We start from the raw sequence: 18,126 nt of genomic DNA, 5'->3' as shown, positions 1-18,126 counted from the left end.
GTCATGGGACTCGAAGAAAAGCTGCCGAGCGGCTTCCTGCTGACCACCGTCGAGCAGGCCGCGGGCTGGGTGCGCAAGGCCTCGGTCTTCCCCGCCACCTTCGGCCTCGCCTGCTGTGCCATCGAGATGATGACCACCGGCGCCGGCCGCTACGACCTCGCGCGCTTCGGCATGGAGGTCTTCCGGGGCTCGCCGCGCCAGGCGGACCTGATGATCGTCGCCGGCCGGGTGAGCCAGAAGATGGCGCCGGTGCTCCGGCAGGTCTACGACCAGATGCCGAACCCCAAGTGGGTGATCTCCATGGGGGTCTGCGCCTCGTCGGGCGGCATGTTCAACAACTACGCCATCGTCCAGGGCGTCGACCACATCGTGCCGGTCGACATCTACCTCCCCGGCTGTCCGCCCCGGCCGGAAATGCTGATGGACGCGATCCTCAAGCTCCACCAGAAGATCCAGAGCTCCAAGCTCGGCGTGAACGCCGAGGAGGCGGCCCGCGAGGCGGAGGAAGCGGCGCTCAAGGCGCTGCCCACCATCGAGATGAAGGGGCTGCTGCGGTGAGCGACGCGAACGGCAACGGTGTCAATCCCGAGAAGGACCTCTCGGCGGAGAACCTCCCCGGGCAGCGCGGCCAGGGCGGCGAGGAGATCCGCGTCCAGCGGGGCATGTTCGGCGCGAACAACGGCGGCGACACCTCCGGCTACGGCGGCCTGGTCCGCTCGGTCCGGCTCCCGGGACCGGCGGCCCGCCCCTACGGCGGGTGGTTCGACGAGGTCGCCGACGAGCTGGAGGGCGCCCTGGAGGAGCAGGGCCTGCTCCCGGACAACGCCATCGAGAAGACGGTCGTCGACCGGGACGAGCTGACCTTCCACATCGAGCGCGAACACCTCGTCCTCGTCGCCCGCACCCTGCGCGACGACCCCGCCCTGCGCTTCGAGCTGTGCACCGGCGTCAGCGGCGTGCACTACCCGAACGACAAGGGCCGCGAGCTGCACGCCGTCTACCACCTGCGCTCGATCACCCACAACCGGGTGATCCGCCTGGAGGTCAGCGCCCCCGACAGCGACCCGCACATCCCGTCGCTGTTCGCGGTCTATCCGACGAACGACTGGCACGAGCGCGAGACGTACGACTTCTTCGGCATCGTCTTCGACGGCCACCCCGCCCTGACGCGGATCATGATGCCGGACGACTGGCAGGGCTTTCCGCAGCGCAAGGACTACCCCCTCGGCGGCATCCCCGTCGAGTACAAGGGCGCCCAGATCCCGGCTCCGGACCAGCGGAGGTCGTACTCATGAGCACCTCGCACGCTTCACCTCGCGAGACCACCGAAGGCACCGTCTACACGGTCACCGGCGGCGACTGGGACGAGGTCGTCGAGACCGCGGCCCGGGCCGACGACGAGCGCATCGTCGTCAACATGGGCCCCCAGCACCCGTCCACCCACGGTGTGCTCCGCCTGATCCTGGAGATCGACGGCGAGACCGTCACCGAGGCCCGCTGCGGAATCGGTTACCTGCACACCGGCATCGAGAAGAACCTCGAGTACCGGACGTGGACGCAGGGCACCACCTTCGTGACGCGCATGGACTACCTGACGCCGTTCTTCAACGAGACGGCGTACTGCCTCGGTGTCGAGAAGCTCCTCGGCATCGAGGACCAGATCCCCGACCGGGCCTCGATCATCCGCGTGCTCCTGATGGAGCTGAACCGGCTCTCCTCCCACCTGGTGTGCATCGCCACCGGCGGCATGGAACTCGGCGCGACCACGATCATGATCTACGGCTTCCGTGATCGTGAACTCATTCTCGACATCTACGAGCTGATCACCGGCCTGCGGATGAACCACGCGTACATCCGCCCCGGCGGACTCGCCCAGGACCTGCCGCCCGGCGCGGTGGACCAGATCCGCGAGTTCGTGAAGAAGATGAAGAAGAACCTCCCGGAGTACGACAAGCTCGCCACCGGGAACCCCATCTTCAAGGCCCGGATGCAGGACGTCGGCTACCTCGACCTGGCCGGCTGCATGGCCCTCGGCGCGACGGGCCCGATCCTGCGCTCCACCGGCCTGCCGCACGACCTGCGCAAGGCGCAGCCCTACTGCGGCTACGAGACCTACGACTTCGAGATCCCGACCGCCGACACCTGCGACTCCTACGGCCGCTTCCTCATCCGGCTGGAGGAGATGCGCCAGTCGCTGAGGATCGTCGAGCAGTGCCTGGACCGGCTCCAGCCCGGCCCGGTCATGGTCGCCGACAAGAAGATCGCCTGGCCGGCCCAGCTGGCCCTCGGCCCCGACGGCCTCGGCAACTCCCTCGACCACATCAAGAAGATCATGGGCACCTCCATGGAGGCCCTGATCCACCACTTCAAGCTGGTCACCGAGGGCTTCCGCGTCCCGCCGGGGCAGGCGTACGCGGCGGTCGAGTCGCCCAAGGGCGAACTCGGGGTGCACGTCGTGTCCGACGGCGGCACCCGCCCCTACCGGGTCCACTTCCGCGACCCGTCCTTCACCAACCTGCAGGCCATGGCGGCGATGTGCGAGGGCGGCCAGGTCGCCGACGTCATCGTCGCGGTGGCGTCCATCGACCCCGTGATGGGAGGCGTCGACCGGTGACCACATCGTCTTCCGAGCGGGGCGTCAGCCTGGGCATGCCCGACCTGCCCGCCCCCGCCTACCCGGACGACGTCCGGGCCCGACTGGAGACGGACGCGCGCGAGGTCGTCGCCCGCTACCCGGACTCCCGGTCCGCCCTGCTGCCGCTGCTGCACCTGGTGCAGGCCGAGGAGGGACACGTCACCCGCACCGGCATGCAGTTCTGCGCGGACGTGCTCGGCCTGACCACGGCCGAGGTCACCGCGGTCGCCACCTTCTACACCATGTACCGGCGCCGGCCGAGCGGCGACTACCAGGTCGGGGTGTGCACGAACACCCTGTGCGCCGTCATGGGCGGGGACGCCATCTTCGAGGAGCTCCAGGAGCACCTCGGCGTCGGCAACGGCGAGACCACCGGCGACGGCAAGGTCACCCTGGAGCACATCGAGTGCAACGCGGCCTGCGACTTCGCGCCGGTCGTGATGGTCAACTGGGAGTTCTTCGACAACCAGACCCCCGACAGCGCCAAGAGCCTCGTCGACGACCTGCGCGCGGGACGGCCGGTCACCCCCACCCGCGGGGCACGCATGTGCACCTTCAAGGAGACCGCCCGGATCCTGGCCGGCTTCCCCGACGAGCGGGAGGGGGCCGTGGAGGCCGGGGGAAGCGCGGGACCCGCCTCGCTGGTCGGCCTGAAGCTCGCCAAGGGCGAGGGCTCACCCGCACGCGTGGTGCACCCGCGCGGTGAGGCGGCCCGTACCGGGGCACCGCACGAGCCGTCACCGACGGAGCACTTGAGCTCGCACGACGCGCCGCAGGACACATCGGCCTCCGACCCGGCCCACCCGGCCGGGCCCACCGCCGAGGAGGGGGAGTGATGACCTTGGCACCCGAGCTGAAAGACATGAGCCCCGAGAAGCTGCTCGCACCGGTGCTGTCGGCCTTCTGGGACGAGGACAGGTCCTGGACGCTGGACGTGTACCGGCGGCACGACGGCTACGAAGGGCTGCGCAAGGCGCTCGCCATGTCGCCGGACGACCTGATCGCGTACGTCAAGGAATCCGGTCTGCGCGGACGCGGCGGCGCGGGCTTCCCCACCGGGATGAAGTGGCAGTTCATTCCCCAGGGGGATGGAAAGCCGCACTATCTTGTTGTCAACGCCGACGAGTCGGAGCCGGGGACGTGCAAGGACATCCCGCTCCTCTTCGCGAACCCGCACAGCCTCATCGAGGGCATGATCATCGCGTGTTACGCCATCAGGTCGTCGCACGCCTTCATCTATCTGCGGGGTGAAGTCGTCCCCGTACTGCGGCGGTTGCACTCCGCCGTGCGCGAGGCCTACGAGGCGGGCTTCCTCGGCGAGAACATCCTGGGCAGCGGACTCGACCTCGACATCACCGTGCACGCGGGCGCGGGCGCGTACATCTGCGGTGAGGAGACCGCACTGCTGGACTCGCTCGAAGGCCGCCGGGGCCAACCGCGGCTTCGTCCCCCCTTCCCTGCCGTCGCGGGCCTCTATGCGTGCCCGACTGTGGTGAACAACGTCGAATCGATCGCGTCGGTTCCCGCGATCCTCCAGCGGGGCAAGGAATGGTTCCGGTCGATGGGGAGTGAGAAGTCGCCCGGCTTCACGCTCTACTCCCTCTCCGGCCATGTCGCGAGCCCCGGCCAGTACGAGGCGCCGCTCGGGATCACGCTGCGCCAGCTGCTCGACATGAGCGGCGGGATGCGGCCCGGGCACCGCCTCAAGTTCTGGACGCCGGGCGGCTCCTCGACCCCGATGTTCACCGACGAGCACCTCGACGTCCCCCTCGACTACGAAGGAGTGGGCGCCGCGGGTTCCATGCTCGGCACGAAAGCACTCCAGTGCTTCGACGAGACGACCTGCGTGGTCCGCGCCGTCACGCGCTGGACGGAGTTCTACGCCCACGAGTCCTGCGGCAAGTGCACGCCCTGCCGCGAAGGGACCTACTGGCTCGTGCAGTTGCTGCGCGACATCGAGGCCGGCAAGGGACGGATGTCCGACCTCGACAAGCTGAACGACATCGCCGACAACATCAACGGCAAGTCCTTCTGCGCCCTCGGTGACGGCGCCGCCTCGCCGATCTTCTCCTCGCTCAAGTACTTCCGCGAGGAGTACGAGCAGCACATCACGGGCCGGGGCTGCCCCTTCGACCCGGCCAAGTCGACGGCCTGGGCCGACCGCACGGAGGTGAACGCATGACCGTGACCACCAGCTCTCCCTCCGGCGGGGGAGAGGCGGCGGTCCCGCCGGAGGACCTCGTGTCGCTGACGATCGACGGCGCCGAGATCAGCGTGCCCAAGGGCACCCTGGTCATCCGGGCCGCCGAGCAGCTCGGCATCGAGATCCCCCGGTTCTGCGACCACCCCCTGCTCGACCCGGCCGGTGCCTGCCGGCAGTGCATCGTCGAGGTCGAGGGCCAGCGCAAGCCGATGGCGTCCTGCACCATCACCTGCACCGACGGGATGGTGGTGAAGACCCACCTCACCTCCCCGGTCGCGGAGAAGGCCCAGAAGGGTGTGATGGAGCTCCTGCTCATCAACCACCCCCTGGACTGCCCGGTGTGCGACAAGGGCGGCGAGTGCCCCCTGCAGAACCAGGCCATGTCGCACGGCGACGCCGACTCCCGCTTCGACGGCCGCAAGCGGACCTACGAGAAGCCCGTCCCGATCTCCACGCAGGTGCTGCTCGACCGCGAGCGGTGCGTGCTGTGCGCCCGCTGCACCCGGTTCTCCAACCAGGTCGCCGGCGACCCGATGATCGAGCTGATCGAGCGGGGCGCGCTCCAGCAGGTCGGCACGGGGGAGGGCGACCCCTTCGAGTCGTACTTCTCCGGCAACACCATCCAGATCTGCCCGGTCGGCGCGCTGACCTCGGCGGCGTACCGATTCCGCTCCCGCCCCTTCGACCTGGTGTCCTCCCCGTCGGTGTGCGAGCACTGCTCGGGCGGCTGCGCCACCCGTACCGACCACCGGCGCGGCAAGGTCATGCGGCGCCTCGCGGCGAACGACCCCGAGGTCAACGAGGAGTGGATCTGCGACAAGGGGCGGTTCGGGTTCCGGTACGCGCAGCAGCGCGACCGGCTCGAGACGCCGCTGGTGCGCAACGCCGAGGGCGAGCTGGAGGCGGCCTCCTGGCCCGAGGCGCTCCAGATCGCGGCCCAGGGGCTGCTGGCCTCCCGGGGCCGCACCGGAGTCCTGACCGGCGGCCGCCTCACCGTCGAGGACGCCTACGCATACAGCAAGTTCGCGCGGGTGGCCCTCGACACCAACGACATCGACTTCCGCACGCGCGTGCACAGCAGCGAGGAGGCCGACTTCCTGGCCGCCCAGGTCGCCGGGCGCGGCCGGGACCTCGACGGCACGGGCGTCACCTACACCGCGCTGGAGAAGGCCCCGGCCGTCCTGCTGGTCGGGTTCGAGGCGGAGGAGGAGGCGCCCGGCGTCTTCCTGCGGCTGCGCAAGGCCTGGCGCAGGCACGGGCAGAAGACCTTCTCGCTCGCCACGCACGCCACCCGGGGTCTGGAGAAGGCGGGCGGCACCCTGCTCCCGGCGGCTCCCGGCACCGAGACCGAGTGGCTGGACGCGCTCGCGAGCGGCGCCGGCCTGGAGGACGGCGGTGCGCTCGCCGCCGAGGCGCTGCGGGCCGAGGGCGCGGTGATCGTCGTCGGCGAGCGGCTGGCGGCCGTGGCCGGCGGGCTCACCGCCGCCGTCCGCACCGCCGCCGCCACCGGCGCCCGGCTGGTGTGGATCCCGCGCCGGGCCGGGGAACGCGGCGCGATCGAGGCGGGCGCGCTGCCGTCGCTGCTGCCGGGCGGGCGCCCGGCCACCGACCCGCGCGCGCGGGACGAGGTCGCCGCCGTCTGGGGCGTCGCCGGTCTCCCGCACCGCTACGGCCGTGACACCGGCCAGATCGTGGAGGCCGCCGCGACCGGCGAGCTCCAGGCCCTGCTGGTGGCGGGTGTGGAGGTCGCCGACCTGCCGGACCCGGCACGCGCGCGTGCCGCGCTCGACGAAGTGGGCTTCCTCGTCTCGCTGGAACTGCGGCCCAGCGAGATCAGCCGCAAGGCCGATGTCGTCCTGCCCGTCGCGGCGGTCGCCGAGAAGGCCGGCACCTTCCTCAACTGGGAAGGCCGCATCCGCTTCTTCGAGGCCGCGCTCAAGCCCGACCAGATGACCCGCCGCTCCGCGCCCACCGACGCGCGCGTGCTGCAGATGCTGGCCGACGCCATGGACGTCCACCTCGGGCTGCCGGACCTGCGTACCGTGCGCGGCGAGATCGACCGGCTCGGCGCCTGGGACGGCCCGCGGGCCGGTGAGCCCCTGGAGACCGCGGCCGCGCTGCCGCGGCCGGCCACCGGGGAGGCCGTGCTCGCCGGGCACCGGCTGCTGCTCGACCAGGGTCTCCTCCAGCAGGGCGACGAGGCACTCGCCGGCACCCGGCACGCCGCCCGCGCGCGGGTGTCGTCCGCGACGGCGGCCGAGGCGGGTGTCAAGGACGGCGACCTGCTCGCGGTGACCGGCCCCCAGGGAGTCGTGGAACTCCCGCTCCAGATCAGCGAGATGCCCGACCGGGTGGTGTGGCTGCCGCTGAACTCCACCGGTGGCGGTGTCGCCTCCGACACCGGGGCGCGGCCCGGCTCCCTCGTCCGCATCGGCCCGGCGACCCTCGCCGGCGAGGCCCCCAAGGAGGTGGAGGCATGAGCCCGTCCCTCGCCGCTGAAGACCTCTCGATGTTCGGTACCGACCCCTGGTGGCTGGTGGGCATCAAGGCGGTGTTCTGCTTCGCCTTCCTGATGGTGACCGTGCTGGTCTCCATCGTCATGGAGCGCAAGGTCGTCGCCTGGATGCAGCTGCGCATCGGCCCGAACCGGCACGGCCCCTGGGGCATGCTCCAGTCGCTCGCCGACGGCATCAAGCTGATGCTCAAGGAGGATGTCGTCGTCAAGCGCGCGGACAAGGTGGTGTACGTCCTCGCGCCGATCGTCGCGGCCATCCCGGCCTTCATGGCGATCGCGGTGATCCCCTTCGGCCCGGCCGGCAACGAGATCTCGATCTTCGGCCAGCGCACCACGATGCAGCTCACCGATCTGCCGATCGCGATGCTCTACGTCCTCGCGGTCGCCTCGGTCGGCATCTACGGCATCGTGCTGGCGGGCTGGAGCTCCGGCTCGACGTACCCGCTGCTGGGCGGTCTGCGCTCCTGCGCGCAGATGATCTCCTACGAGATCGCGATGGGCGCCGCCTTCGCCTCCGTCTTCCTCTACTCGGGTTCCATGTCGACCTCGACGATCGTCGAGCAGCAGGCCGACCGCTGGTACATCGTGCTGCTGCCGGTCTCCTTCGTCCTCTACATCGTGACGATGGTCGGCGAGACCAACCGCGCCCCCTTCGACATGCCCGAGTCCGAGGGCGACCTGGTCGGCGGCTTCAACACCGAGTACTCGTCGATCAAGTTCGCGATGTTCATGCTCGCCGAGTACGTCAACATGGTGACCGTCTCGGCCGTCGCCACCACCCTGTTCCTCGGCGGCTGGCGCGCCCCCTGGCCGGTCAGCTCCTTCTGGGAGGGCGCCAACCACGGCTGGTGGCCGCTGCTGTGGTTCACCGTCAAGGTCCAGCTGCTGCTGTTCATGTTCATCTGGATCCGCGGCACCCTCCCGCGCGTGCGCTACGACCAGCTGATGAAGCTCGGCTGGAAGGTCCTCATCCCGGTCTCCCTGGTGTGGCTGATGCTCGTCGCGAGCGTCCGGGCCTTCCGCAACGAGGGCTACGACTTCGCCGACATCGCCCTCTACGTGGGCGGCGGCGTGCTGGCCCTGCTCTTGCTCTCCTTCGTCGCCGACATGTTCCGCGAGAAGGCCAAGAAGGCCGAACAGCCGGCCGAGGCCCCGGCCGCCTTCGACCCGATGGCGGGCGGATTCCCCGTACCGCCCCTGCCCGGACAGGAACTTCCGCCGGTCCCACGCCGCACACGCCGTGAGCGGGAGCTGATTGTCAGTGGTGGGCCCGATACTCAGAGTGACGGATCTCTGGGCGGAACTACGGATGGAAAGGAGGCGTCCGATGGCTGAGGAACTCGAGCGTGCGAAGGGTGAGGAACCCAAGGACACCAAGCCCGGTTTCCAGAACCCCGTGGCCGGCTTCGGCGTGACCTTCAAGGCCATGTTCAAGAAGCGGCTGACCGAGCAGTACCCGGAGCAGCAGAAGACCACGGCTCCGCGCTTCCACGGACGGCACCAGCTCAACCGCCATCCGGACGGCCTGGAGAAGTGCGTCGGCTGCGAACTGTGCGCCTGGGCCTGCCCCGCCGACGCCATCTACGTGGAGGGCGCGGACAACACCGACGAGGAGCGCTACTCGCCGGGCGAGCGGTACGGCCGCGTCTACCAGATCAACTACGCCCGCTGCATCCTGTGCGGCCTGTGCATCGAGGCCTGCCCCACCCGGGCGCTCACGATGACCAACGAGTTCGAGCTGGCGGACTCCAGCCGCGCCAACCTCATCTACACCAAGGAGCAGCTGCTCGCCGGTCTCGAGGAGGGCATGGTCGACTCGCCCCACGCCATCTACCCCGGCACCGACGAACAGGACTACTACCGGGGCCTGGTGACGGAGGCCGCGCCCGGCACCGAGCGGCAGGTCGCCCACTCCAAGGGCGAGGTGGTCCAGGAGGCCGACTCGACCTTCGGCGGGACGGAACCCGCCTCCGAGGGAGTGATCGGCCGATGACCGCCCAGCTCGCCGCCGCCTACTCCACCTCCACCGGAGAGGCCGTCCAGTTCTGGATCCTCGGCACCGTCGCGGTGATCGGCGCCCTGTGCACCATCCTCATGAAGAGGGCCGTGCACAGCGCGCTCTGCCTCGCCGGCACCATGATCATCCTGGCGGTTTTCTACCTTGCCAACGGCGCCTACTTCCTGGGCGTCGTCCAGATCGTCGTCTACACCGGCGCGATCATGATGCTGTTCCTGTTCGTCGTGATGCTCGTCGGCGTCACCGCGGCGGACTCCCTGAAGGAGACCATCAAGGGGCAGCGGTGGCTGGCCCTGCTGTGCGGGCTCGGCTTCGGAGTCCTGCTGATCGGCGGGATCGGCAACGCCTCCCTGACGGACTTCAACGGCATCGGCCAGGCCAACGCCGGGGGCAACGTGGAGGGTCTGGCGGCCCTCATCTTCACCAAGTACGTCTTCGCGTTCGAGATCACCGGCGCCCTGCTCATCACCGCCGCCGTCGGCGCCATGGTGCTCACGCACCGCGAGCGCACCGAGCGCGCCAAGACCCAGCGGGAGCTCGCCGAGCAGCGCGTGCGCGAGGGCAGGTACCTGCCGCCGCTGCCGGCGCCCGGTGTGTACGCCCGGCACAACGCGGTCGACATCGCGGGCCTGCTGCCCGACGGCACCCCGTCCGACCTCACCGTCAGCAAGACCCTGCGCGAGCGCGGCCAGATCCGTGACGTGTCGCACGAGGCGCTCAACGACCTCAAGGCCCTGGAGCAGCGGTCCGAGGAGCGTCTGGAGCGCAGGGCGGTCGGGCCGGCGAAGTTCCAGCGGTCCGAGGAGGCGTCCAAGTGAACCCCGTCAACTACCTCTATCTCGCGGCCCTGTTGTTCACGATCGGCGCCACCGGCGTGCTGATCAGGCGCAACGCGATCGTCGTGTTCATGTGCATCGAGCTCATGCTCAACGCCTGCAACCTCGCGTTCGTCGCCTTCTCCCGGATGCACGGCAACCTCGACGGGCAGATCATCGCCTTCTTCACGATGGTCGTCGCCGCCGCGGAGGTCGTGGTCGGGCTCGCGATCATCGTGTCCCTGTTCCGTGCCCGCCACTCGGCCTCGGTCGACGACGCCAGCCTGATGAAGCTGTAAGGGGTCGGAAGAATCGTGGAGAACCTCATTGCGCTGCTGGTGGCGGCGCCCCTGCTCGGAGCGGCGGTCCTGCTGTGCGGCGGCCGGCGGCTGGACGCCGTCGGCCACTGGCTCGGCACCCTGCTCGCGGCCGTCTCGTTCGTGATCGGTCTGGTGCTGTTCACCGACATGCTGAGCCAGGACGCCGAGCACCGCGTCCTGAGCCAGCACCTGTACAGCTGGATCCCGGTCGAGGGCTTCCAGGCGGACGTCGCCTTCCAGCTCGACCAGCTGTCCATGACGTTCGTGCTGCTGATCACGGGCGTCGGATCACTGATCCACCTGTACTCCGTCGGGTACATGGAGCACGACGAGCGGCGCCGCCGCTTCTTCGGCTATCTGAACCTGTTCCTCGCGGCGATGCTGATCCTCGTCCTCGCCGACAACTACCTGCTGCTGTACGTCGGCTGGGAGGGCGTCGGTCTCGCCTCCTACCTGCTGATCGGCTTCTGGCAGCACAAGCCCAGCGCCGCCACGGCCGCGAAGAAGGCCTTCCTGGTCAACCGCGTCGGCGACATGGGCCTGTCCATCGCCATCATGCTGATGTTCCTGTGGTTCGGCACCTTCGCCTTCGGTCCGGTGCTCGGCAGCCTGTCCGAGCCGGGACTCGCCGGTGAGGCCGGGGAGGGCAAGCTCACCGCGATCGCGCTGATGCTGCTGCTCGCCGCCTGCGGCAAGTCCGCCCAGGTGCCGCTGCAGTCCTGGCTCGGCGACGCGATGGAGGGCCCGACCCCCGTCTCGGCCCTCATCCACGCGGCGACGATGGTCACGGCGGGCGTCTACCTGATCGTCCGCTCCGCGGCCGTCTTCAACGGCGCCCCGGACGCGCAACTGGTCGTCACCATCGTCGGTGCGGTCACGCTGCTGTTCGGTGCGATCGTCGGTTGCGCGAAGGACGACATCAAGAAGGCCCTGGCCGGTTCGACCATGTCGCAGATCGGCTACATGATCCTCGCCGCCGGACTCGGCCCCATCGGCTACGTCTTCGCGATCATGCACCTGGTGACGCACGGCTTCTTCAAGGCCGGGCTGTTCCTCGGCGCCGGCTCGGTCATGCACGGCATGAACGACGAGGTCGACATGCGCCGCTACGGCGGACTGCGGAAGTACATGCCGGTCACCTTCATCACCTTCGGCCTCGGCTACCTCGCCATCATCGGCTTCCCAGGCCTGTCCGGCTTCTTCTCCAAGGACAAGATCATCGAGGCGGCGTTCGCCAAGGGCGGCACCGAGGGCTGGATCCTCGGCGCCTGCGCCCTGCTCGGCGCGGCCATCACCGCGTTCTACATGACGCGCGTGATGCTGATGACGTTCTTCGGCGAGGAGCGCTGGCGCAACGCCCCGACGCCGTCGCCTGCCCAGCCCGACGTGGAGCCCGCCGCCGAGACGCGCGGCGCGTACACCCCGCCGCACCCGCACGAGTCGCCCAAGATCATGACGATCCCGATGATCGTGCTGGCCGTCGGATCGGTGGCCGGAGGCGCGTTCTTCAGCATCGGCGACCGGTTCCTGCACTGGCTGGAGCCCGTCACCGGGCACAGTCACGGCCACCCGCCGATCAGCGCGGGCGTGGTGACCGCCGCGACGGTCGCCTGCATGATCATCGGCGTCGCCCTCGCCTGGGCCCAGTACGGCCGCCGCCCGGTCCCGGCCGTCGCCCCCCGCGGCTCGCTGCTCACCCGGGCGGCCCGGCGCGACCTGTACCAGGACGACTTCAACCACGTCGTCCTGGTCCGCGGCGGCGAGCACCTCACGCGGTCCCTGGTCTACGTCGACCACACCCTGGTCGACGGCGTCGTCAACGGCACGGCGGCCTCGGTCGGCGGTCTCTCCGGGCGGATGCGCAGGCTGCAGAACGGCTTCGCCCGCTCCTACGCGGTCTCGATGTTCGGCGGCGCCGCGGTCATCGTCGCCGCGACCCTGCTGATGAGGGCGGTCTGATACCGATGTCCTTTCCTCTGCTGACAGCGACAGCGGCGCTCCCGGCCGTCGGGGCGATCGCCACCGCCGCCGTACCGGCCGCGAAGCGCACCGCCGCCAAGTGGCTGGCGCTGCTCTTCTCCCTCGCCACGCTCGTCCTGGCGATCGTCGTCCTGGTCCGCTTCGACCCGGACGGCGACCGCTACCAGCTCACCGAGTCGCACGCCTGGATCGCCGACTTCGGCGTCCGCTACGAGCTGGGCGTGGACGGCATCGCCGTGGCGCTCATCGCGCTCACGGCGCTGCTGATCCCCTTCATCATCCTGGCGGGCTGGCACGACGCCGACCCCCTGGAGACCGGCAGCAGCCGGTGGCGGCCGACGCAGGGCTTCTTCGCCCTGATCCTCGCCGTCGAGGCGATGGTGATCCTCTCGTTCGAGGCCACCGACGTCTTCCTCTTCTACATCTTCTTCGAAGCCATGCTGATCCCGATGTACTTCCTCATCGGCGGCTTCGGGGACCGTGCCCACGAGCACGGCGAGAAGGCGGCGGCAACCCAACGGTCGTACGCGGCCGTGAAGTTCCTCCTCTACAACCTGGTCGGCGGTCTCATCATGCTGGCCGCGGTGATCGGCCTCTACGTGGTCGCCGGGAACTTCTCGCTCCAAGAGATCGCCGAGGCCCGCGCGGGCGGCACGCTCGACATGGCGACCAACACCGAACGCTGGCTGTTCCTCGGCTTCTTCTTCGCCTTCGCGGTGAAGGCGCCGCTGTGGCCGCTGCACACCTGGCTGCCCAACGCCATGCAGGAGTCGACGGCTCCGGTCGCGGTGCTGATCACGGCGGTCGTCGACAAGGTCGGCACCTTCGCGATGCTCCGCTTCTGCCTCCAGCTGTTCCCGGAGGCCAGCAAGTGGGCGACGCCCGCGATCCTCGTCCTCGCCCTGATCAGCATCATCTACGGGGCGCTGCTCGCCGTCGGCCAGCGGGACATCAAGCGGCTGGTGGCGTACGCGTCGATCTCCCACTTCGGCTTCATCATCATGGGCATCTTCGCGATGACCAGCCAGGGCCAGTCCGGGGCGACGCTCTACATGATCAACCACGGCATCTCGACGGCCGCGCTGATGCTGGTCGCGGGCTTCCTGATCTCGCGGCGCGGCTCGCGGCTCATCGCCGACTACGGCGGTGTGCAGAAGGTCGCCCCGGTGCTCGCCGGCACGTTCCTGATCGGCAGCCTCGCGACGCTGTCGCTGCCGGGGCTGGCGCCGTTCGTCAGCGAGTTCCTGGTCCTGGTCGGCACCTTCACGCGCTACCCGGTGATCGGCATCATCGCCACCTTCGGCATCGTCCTCGCCGCGCTGTACACCCTCGTCCTCTACCAGCGGACGATGACGGGCCCGGTGAAACCGGCGGTCTCCGCGATGCCGGACCTCCGGGTCCGTGAGCTCGTGGTCGTCGCCCCGCTGGTCGTCCTGCTGATCTTCCTGGGCGTCTACCCGAAGCCCGTCACGCAGATCATCGATCCGGCGGTCAAGCAGACCATGTCCGACGTCCAGAAGAAGGACCCCCAGCCCGAGGTGGAGGCGGCCAAGTGAGCGCAACAGCCGTCCACAGCCTGTGGACAAACGCGGCCGATCCGATCGCCAAGATCGACGCGCCGAAGATCGAATACGGGCAGCTCGCCCCCACTCTGATCATCGTCGGCGCGGCACTCGCCGGGATCCTGATCGAGGCGTTCGTCCCGCGGAAGTCCCGCTACCACGCCCAGATGTTCGTGTCCGTCGTCGCCCTCGCCGCCGCCTTCGCCGCGGTCGTGGCGCTCGCGGCCGACGGGTACGGCACGACCAAGGCGCACATCGCGGCGATGGGCGCGATCGCCGTCGACGGGCCCGCCCTGTTCCTGCAGGGCACGATCCTGCTCGCGGCGCTGGTGGGCCTGTTCACCTTCGCCGAGCGGCGCCTCGACCCGGAGGCGCACGGCAGCCGCGTCGACTCCTTCGCCGCCCAGGCCGCGTCCGTGCCGGGCAGCGAGAGCGAGAGGGCCGCGGTCAAGGCCGGGTTCACCACCACCGAGGTGTTCCCGCTGCTGATGTTCGCCGTCGCCGGCATGCTGATCTTCCCGGCGGCCAACGACCTGCTGACGCTGTTCGTGGCGCTGGAGGTCCTCTCCCTGCCGCTGTACCTGCTGTGCGCGCTGGCCCGCCGCAAGCGGCTCATGTCGCAGGAGGCGGCCGTCAAGTACTTCCTGCTGGGCGCCTTCGCCTCCGCGTTCACCCTGTTCGGCATCGCCATGCTGTACGGCTACGCGGGCTCGATGTCGTACGCCACGATCGCGCAGGTCGTCGACGGCACCGTGCAGGACGTCAACCCGGCGCTCGCCGACACCATGGGCAACGACACGCTGCTGCTGATCGGCGCCGCGCTGCTGGTGATGGGGCTGCTGTTCAAGGTGGGCGCGGTGCCGTTCCACATGTGGACCCCGGACGTGTACCAGGGCGCTCCGACGCCGGTGACCGGCTTCATGGCGGCTGCGACGAAGGTGGCGGCGTTCGGTGCGCTGCTGCGGCTGCTGTACGTCGTGCTGCCGGGCCTGCGCTGGGACTGGCGGCCGGTGATGTGGGCCGTGGCCATCGTCACAATGCTGGGTGGTGCGATCGTCGCCATCACACAGACCGACATCAAGCGGTTGCTGGCGTACTCGTCGATCGCGCACGCCGGGTTCATCCTCGCGGGCGTCATCGCGACCACACCCGACGGGGTCTCGTCGGTGCTGTTCTACCTGGCGGCCTACTCGTTCGTGACGATCGGCGCCTTCGCGGTGGTCACCCTCGTCCGTGACGCGGGCGGTGAGGCGACGCACCTGTCCAAGTGGGCCGGGCTCGGGCGCAGGTCCCCGCTGGTGGCGGCGGTGTTCGCGGTGTTCCTGCTGGCCTTCGCCGGCATTCCGCTGACGTCCGGTTTCGCCGGGAAGTTCGCCGTGTTCAAGGCGGCGGCGGAGGGCGGGGCGGCACCGCTCGTCGTGATCGGTGTGATCTCGTCGGCGATCGCCGCGTTCTTCTACATCCGCGTCATCGTGCTGATGTTCTTCAGCGAGCCGCGGCCGGAGGGCCCGACGGTGGCCGTGCCCTCTCCGCTGACGATGACGGCGATCGGGGTGGGCGTGGCGGTCACGGTGGTGCTCGGTGTGGCGCCGCAGTACTTCCTGGATCTGGCGGGGCAGGCGGGCGTCTTCGTCCGCTGACGTCCGCGTACCCGTGCGTGGGACCCGGTCTCCTTCGGGAGCCGGGTCCCTCGGCGTTCCGGACGGTGGCGAACGCCTCGGGCGGCAGGTCGTCCAGGGTCTCGCCGTCGGCGTAGCACTGCGGTCGGCGGCCGGGCCTCGGTCGAACCCCTGTAGGAGGGTGATCCCCCTCGGGCGGTGGGACCTGTGGATAACTCCGGGGCTGTCGGTACGGGCGCCTATGGTGGACGCAGTGGCCGAGGCAGTGGCCGAGGCGCGACGCACGGGGGACGCAACGATGGGCGCGACGGGCGGGACAGGTGTGATGACGGAACAGGACGCGGTGACCGGGACCGGGGCGACCGGGACCGGGGCGGCCGGGCCCGGCGTGACCGGTGCCGGTGTCGGCGTCGGCGTCGGCGTCGACCCGGCAAGCGGCCCCGGTGGGCCCCTCGGCGCCGACGTCAGCGAAGCCCTGGCCGCGCTGCACCGGGTCTTCGGCTACGACGCCTTCCGCGGCGAGCAGGAAGCCGTCATCGAGCACGTGGTGGCGGGCGGTGACGCCGTCGTCCTCATGCCGACCGGCGGCGGCAAGTCGCTGTGCTACCAGATCCCGTCCCTGGTCAGGCCCGGTACGGGCGTGGTCGTCTCGCCTCTCATCGCCTTGATGCAGGACCAGGTGGACGCGCTGCGGGCGCTCGGCGTACGGGCCGGGTTCATGAACTCCACGCAGGACTTCGACGAGCGGCGGATGGTCGAGGCCGAGTTCCTCGCCGGCGAGCTGGACCTGCTGTACCTGGCCCCGGAGCGACTGCGGCTGGAGAGCACGCTCGACCTGCTCTCCCGCGGCAAGATCTCCCTCTTCGCGATCGACGAGGCGCACTGCGTCTCCCAGTGGGGCCACGACTTCCGGCCCGACTACCTCGCGCTGTCGCTGCTCGGCGAGCGCTGGCCGGACGTGCCGCGGGTCGCGCTCACGGCGACGGCCACGCGCGCCACCCACCAGGAGATCACCCAGCGGCTGAACATGCCGACGGCCCGCCATTTCGTGGCGAGCTTCGACCGGCCCAACATCCAGTACCGGATCGTGCCGAAGGCCGACCCCAAGAAGCAGCTGCTGAGCTTCCTGCGCGAGGAGCACGCGGGCGACGCGGGCATCGTCTACTGCCTGTCGCGCAATTCGGTGGAGAAGACCGCCGAGTTCCTCAGCCGCAACGGCGTGGAGGCCGTGCCGTACCACGCGGGCCTGGACGCGGGCACGCGCGCGGCCCACCAGTCCCGTTTCCTGCGCGAGGACGGCCTGGTCGTGGTGGCGACCATCGCCTTCGGCATGGGCATCGACAAGCCGGACGTCCGCTTCGTCGCCCACCTCGACCTGCCCAAGTCGGTCGAGGGTTACTACCAGGAGACCGGGCGGGCCGGCCGCGACGGGCTGCCGTCGACCGCCTGGATGGCCTACGGGCTGAACGACGTCATACAGCAGCGCAAGCTGATCCAGTCCGGCGAGGGCGACGAGGCCTTCCGGCGCCGGGCCCAGGCCCACCTGGACTCGATGCTGGCGCTGTGCGAGACGGCCCAGTGCCGCCGGGGCCAGCTCCTGGCCTACTTCGGCCAGGACCCGGACCCGTCCGGCTGCGGCAACTGCGACACCTGCCTGACCCCGCCGGAGACGTGGGACGGCACCGTCGCGGCGCAGAAGGCGCTGTCGACGGTCGTCCGGCTGCAGCGCGAGCGCGGGCAGAAGTTCGGCGCGGTGCAGATCATCGACATCCTGCTGGGGAAGCGGACCGCCAAGGTCATCCAGTTCGACCACGACCAGCTGTCCGTGTTCGGCATCGGCCAGGAGCTCACCGAGGGCGAATGGCGGGGCGTCATCCGGCAGTTGCTCGCCCAGGGGCTGCTCGCGGTGGAGGGCGAGTACGGCACGCTGGTGCTGACCGAGGCCAGCGGGGCGGTGCTGCGTCGGGAGCGGGAGGTGCCGCTGCGCAAGGAGCCGAAGAAGCCGGTGTCCTCGCGGTCGGGGTCCTCGTCCACGGGCTCCGGGCGGGGCGAGCGCAAGGCCAAGGCCGTCGCCGCCGAACTGCCCGAGGAACTGCTGCCGGCGTTCGAGGCGCTGCGCGCCTGGCGCGCCGAGCAGGCCCGTGAGCAGGGCGTCCCGGCGTATGTGATCTTCCACGACGCCACACTGCGGGAGATCGCCACGGTGTGGCCGACGTCGGTGCGCGAGCTCGGCGGGATCAGCGGAGTGGGCGAGAAGAAGCTCGCCACCTACGGGGAGGGCGTGCTGGAGGTGCTCGCGTCGCTGGGCGGGCCGTCGGGCCCCGCCCCGGCGGGCGACTCGTCCTCGGCCCCCACGGCGTCCGGCCAGGGACCGGCCGACACCCCCGGCCATGACGCGGGCGATCCGCATCACTGGCCGGAGATGGACGAGGAGCCGGAGCCCGACGACTGGATATAGGG

The 18,126-nt window shown here is 70.1% G+C and carries 14 protein-coding genes; all 14 read left to right on the top strand.

The window, feature by feature from the left end; genetic code table 11:
- Positions 1–3 precede the first annotated feature (3 nt).
- Positions 4–558 carry an NADH-quinone oxidoreductase subunit B family protein gene (locus tag ACFV20_RS02980; protein ID WP_007383964.1) on the top strand — a complete coding sequence of 185 codons (555 nt, stop codon included), beginning with the start codon at positions 4–6 and terminating at the stop codon, positions 556–558.
- Positions 555–1,295: an NADH-quinone oxidoreductase subunit C gene (locus ACFV20_RS02975; RefSeq protein WP_385651678.1), complete on the top strand. Its 741-nt coding sequence runs from the start codon at positions 555–557 to the stop codon at positions 1,293–1,295. The genes ACFV20_RS02980 and ACFV20_RS02975 overlap by 4 nt, the downstream gene beginning before the upstream one ends.
- Positions 1,292–2,614 (top strand): NADH-quinone oxidoreductase subunit D, encoded by a 1,323-nt coding sequence (locus ACFV20_RS02970; RefSeq protein WP_053669589.1) that lies wholly within the window; start codon positions 1,292–1,294, stop codon positions 2,612–2,614. Before ACFV20_RS02975 ends, ACFV20_RS02970 begins: the two co-directional genes overlap by 4 nt.
- Positions 2,611–3,471, top strand: a complete 861-nt coding sequence (gene nuoE, locus ACFV20_RS02965; RefSeq protein WP_385651675.1) for an NADH-quinone oxidoreductase subunit NuoE — start codon at positions 2,611–2,613, stop codon at positions 3,469–3,471. The genes ACFV20_RS02970 and nuoE overlap by 4 nt, the downstream gene beginning before the upstream one ends.
- The gene (gene nuoF / locus ACFV20_RS02960) at positions 3,471–4,817 is read left to right on the top strand and encodes an NADH-quinone oxidoreductase subunit NuoF (RefSeq protein WP_385651674.1); all 1,347 of its coding nucleotides are present in this window, start codon (positions 3,471–3,473) and stop codon (positions 4,815–4,817) included. The genes nuoE and nuoF overlap by 1 nt, the downstream gene beginning before the upstream one ends.
- Positions 4,814–7,318 carry an NADH-quinone oxidoreductase subunit G gene (locus tag ACFV20_RS02955; protein WP_385651673.1) on the top strand — a complete coding sequence of 835 codons (2,505 nt, stop codon included), beginning with the start codon at positions 4,814–4,816 and terminating at the stop codon, positions 7,316–7,318. Before nuoF ends, ACFV20_RS02955 begins: the two co-directional genes overlap by 4 nt.
- Complete coding sequence (nuoH, locus tag ACFV20_RS02950) at positions 7,315–8,688, top strand: NADH-quinone oxidoreductase subunit NuoH (protein ID WP_385651670.1); 1,374 nt, start codon at positions 7,315–7,317, stop codon at positions 8,686–8,688. The genes ACFV20_RS02955 and nuoH overlap by 4 nt, the downstream gene beginning before the upstream one ends.
- Positions 8,681–9,346 carry an NADH-quinone oxidoreductase subunit NuoI gene (gene nuoI, locus ACFV20_RS02945; RefSeq protein WP_362047301.1) on the top strand — a complete coding sequence of 222 codons (666 nt, stop codon included), beginning with the start codon at positions 8,681–8,683 and terminating at the stop codon, positions 9,344–9,346. Before nuoH ends, nuoI begins: the two co-directional genes overlap by 8 nt.
- On the top strand, positions 9,343–10,188 hold the full coding sequence (locus ACFV20_RS02940; RefSeq protein ID WP_385651669.1) for an NADH-quinone oxidoreductase subunit J: 846 nt from the start codon (positions 9,343–9,345) through the stop codon (positions 10,186–10,188). The genes nuoI and ACFV20_RS02940 overlap by 4 nt, the downstream gene beginning before the upstream one ends.
- On the top strand, positions 10,185–10,484 hold the full coding sequence (nuoK, locus tag ACFV20_RS02935) for an NADH-quinone oxidoreductase subunit NuoK (protein ID WP_003992252.1): 300 nt from the start codon (positions 10,185–10,187) through the stop codon (positions 10,482–10,484). Before ACFV20_RS02940 ends, nuoK begins: the two co-directional genes overlap by 4 nt.
- Before the next feature lie 15 nt (positions 10,485–10,499).
- Positions 10,500–12,464, top strand: a complete 1,965-nt coding sequence (gene nuoL, locus ACFV20_RS02930) for an NADH-quinone oxidoreductase subunit L (protein WP_385651666.1) — start codon at positions 10,500–10,502, stop codon at positions 12,462–12,464.
- 5 nt (positions 12,465–12,469) lie between these two features.
- Positions 12,470–14,041 (top strand): NADH-quinone oxidoreductase subunit M, encoded by a 1,572-nt coding sequence (locus ACFV20_RS02925; protein WP_385651665.1) that lies wholly within the window; start codon positions 12,470–12,472, stop codon positions 14,039–14,041.
- The gene (gene nuoN, locus ACFV20_RS02920) at positions 14,038–15,687 is read left to right on the top strand and encodes an NADH-quinone oxidoreductase subunit NuoN (protein WP_385651663.1); all 1,650 of its coding nucleotides are present in this window, start codon (positions 14,038–14,040) and stop codon (positions 15,685–15,687) included. Before ACFV20_RS02925 ends, nuoN begins: the two co-directional genes overlap by 4 nt.
- A 277-nt stretch (positions 15,688–15,964) precedes the next feature.
- Entirely contained in the window at positions 15,965–18,124 is a 2,160-nt protein-coding gene (recQ, locus tag ACFV20_RS02915) for a DNA helicase RecQ (protein ID WP_385651976.1), read from the top strand.
- Positions 18,125–18,126 lie beyond the last annotated feature (2 nt).

The organism is Streptomyces sp. NPDC059696, from assembly GCF_042733745.1.
Classification (GTDB): domain Bacteria; phylum Actinomycetota; class Actinomycetes; order Streptomycetales; family Streptomycetaceae; genus Streptomyces.
The sequence above is the reverse complement of the archived record's forward strand: the minus strand, read 5'-3'. Positions and strand labels throughout refer to the sequence as shown.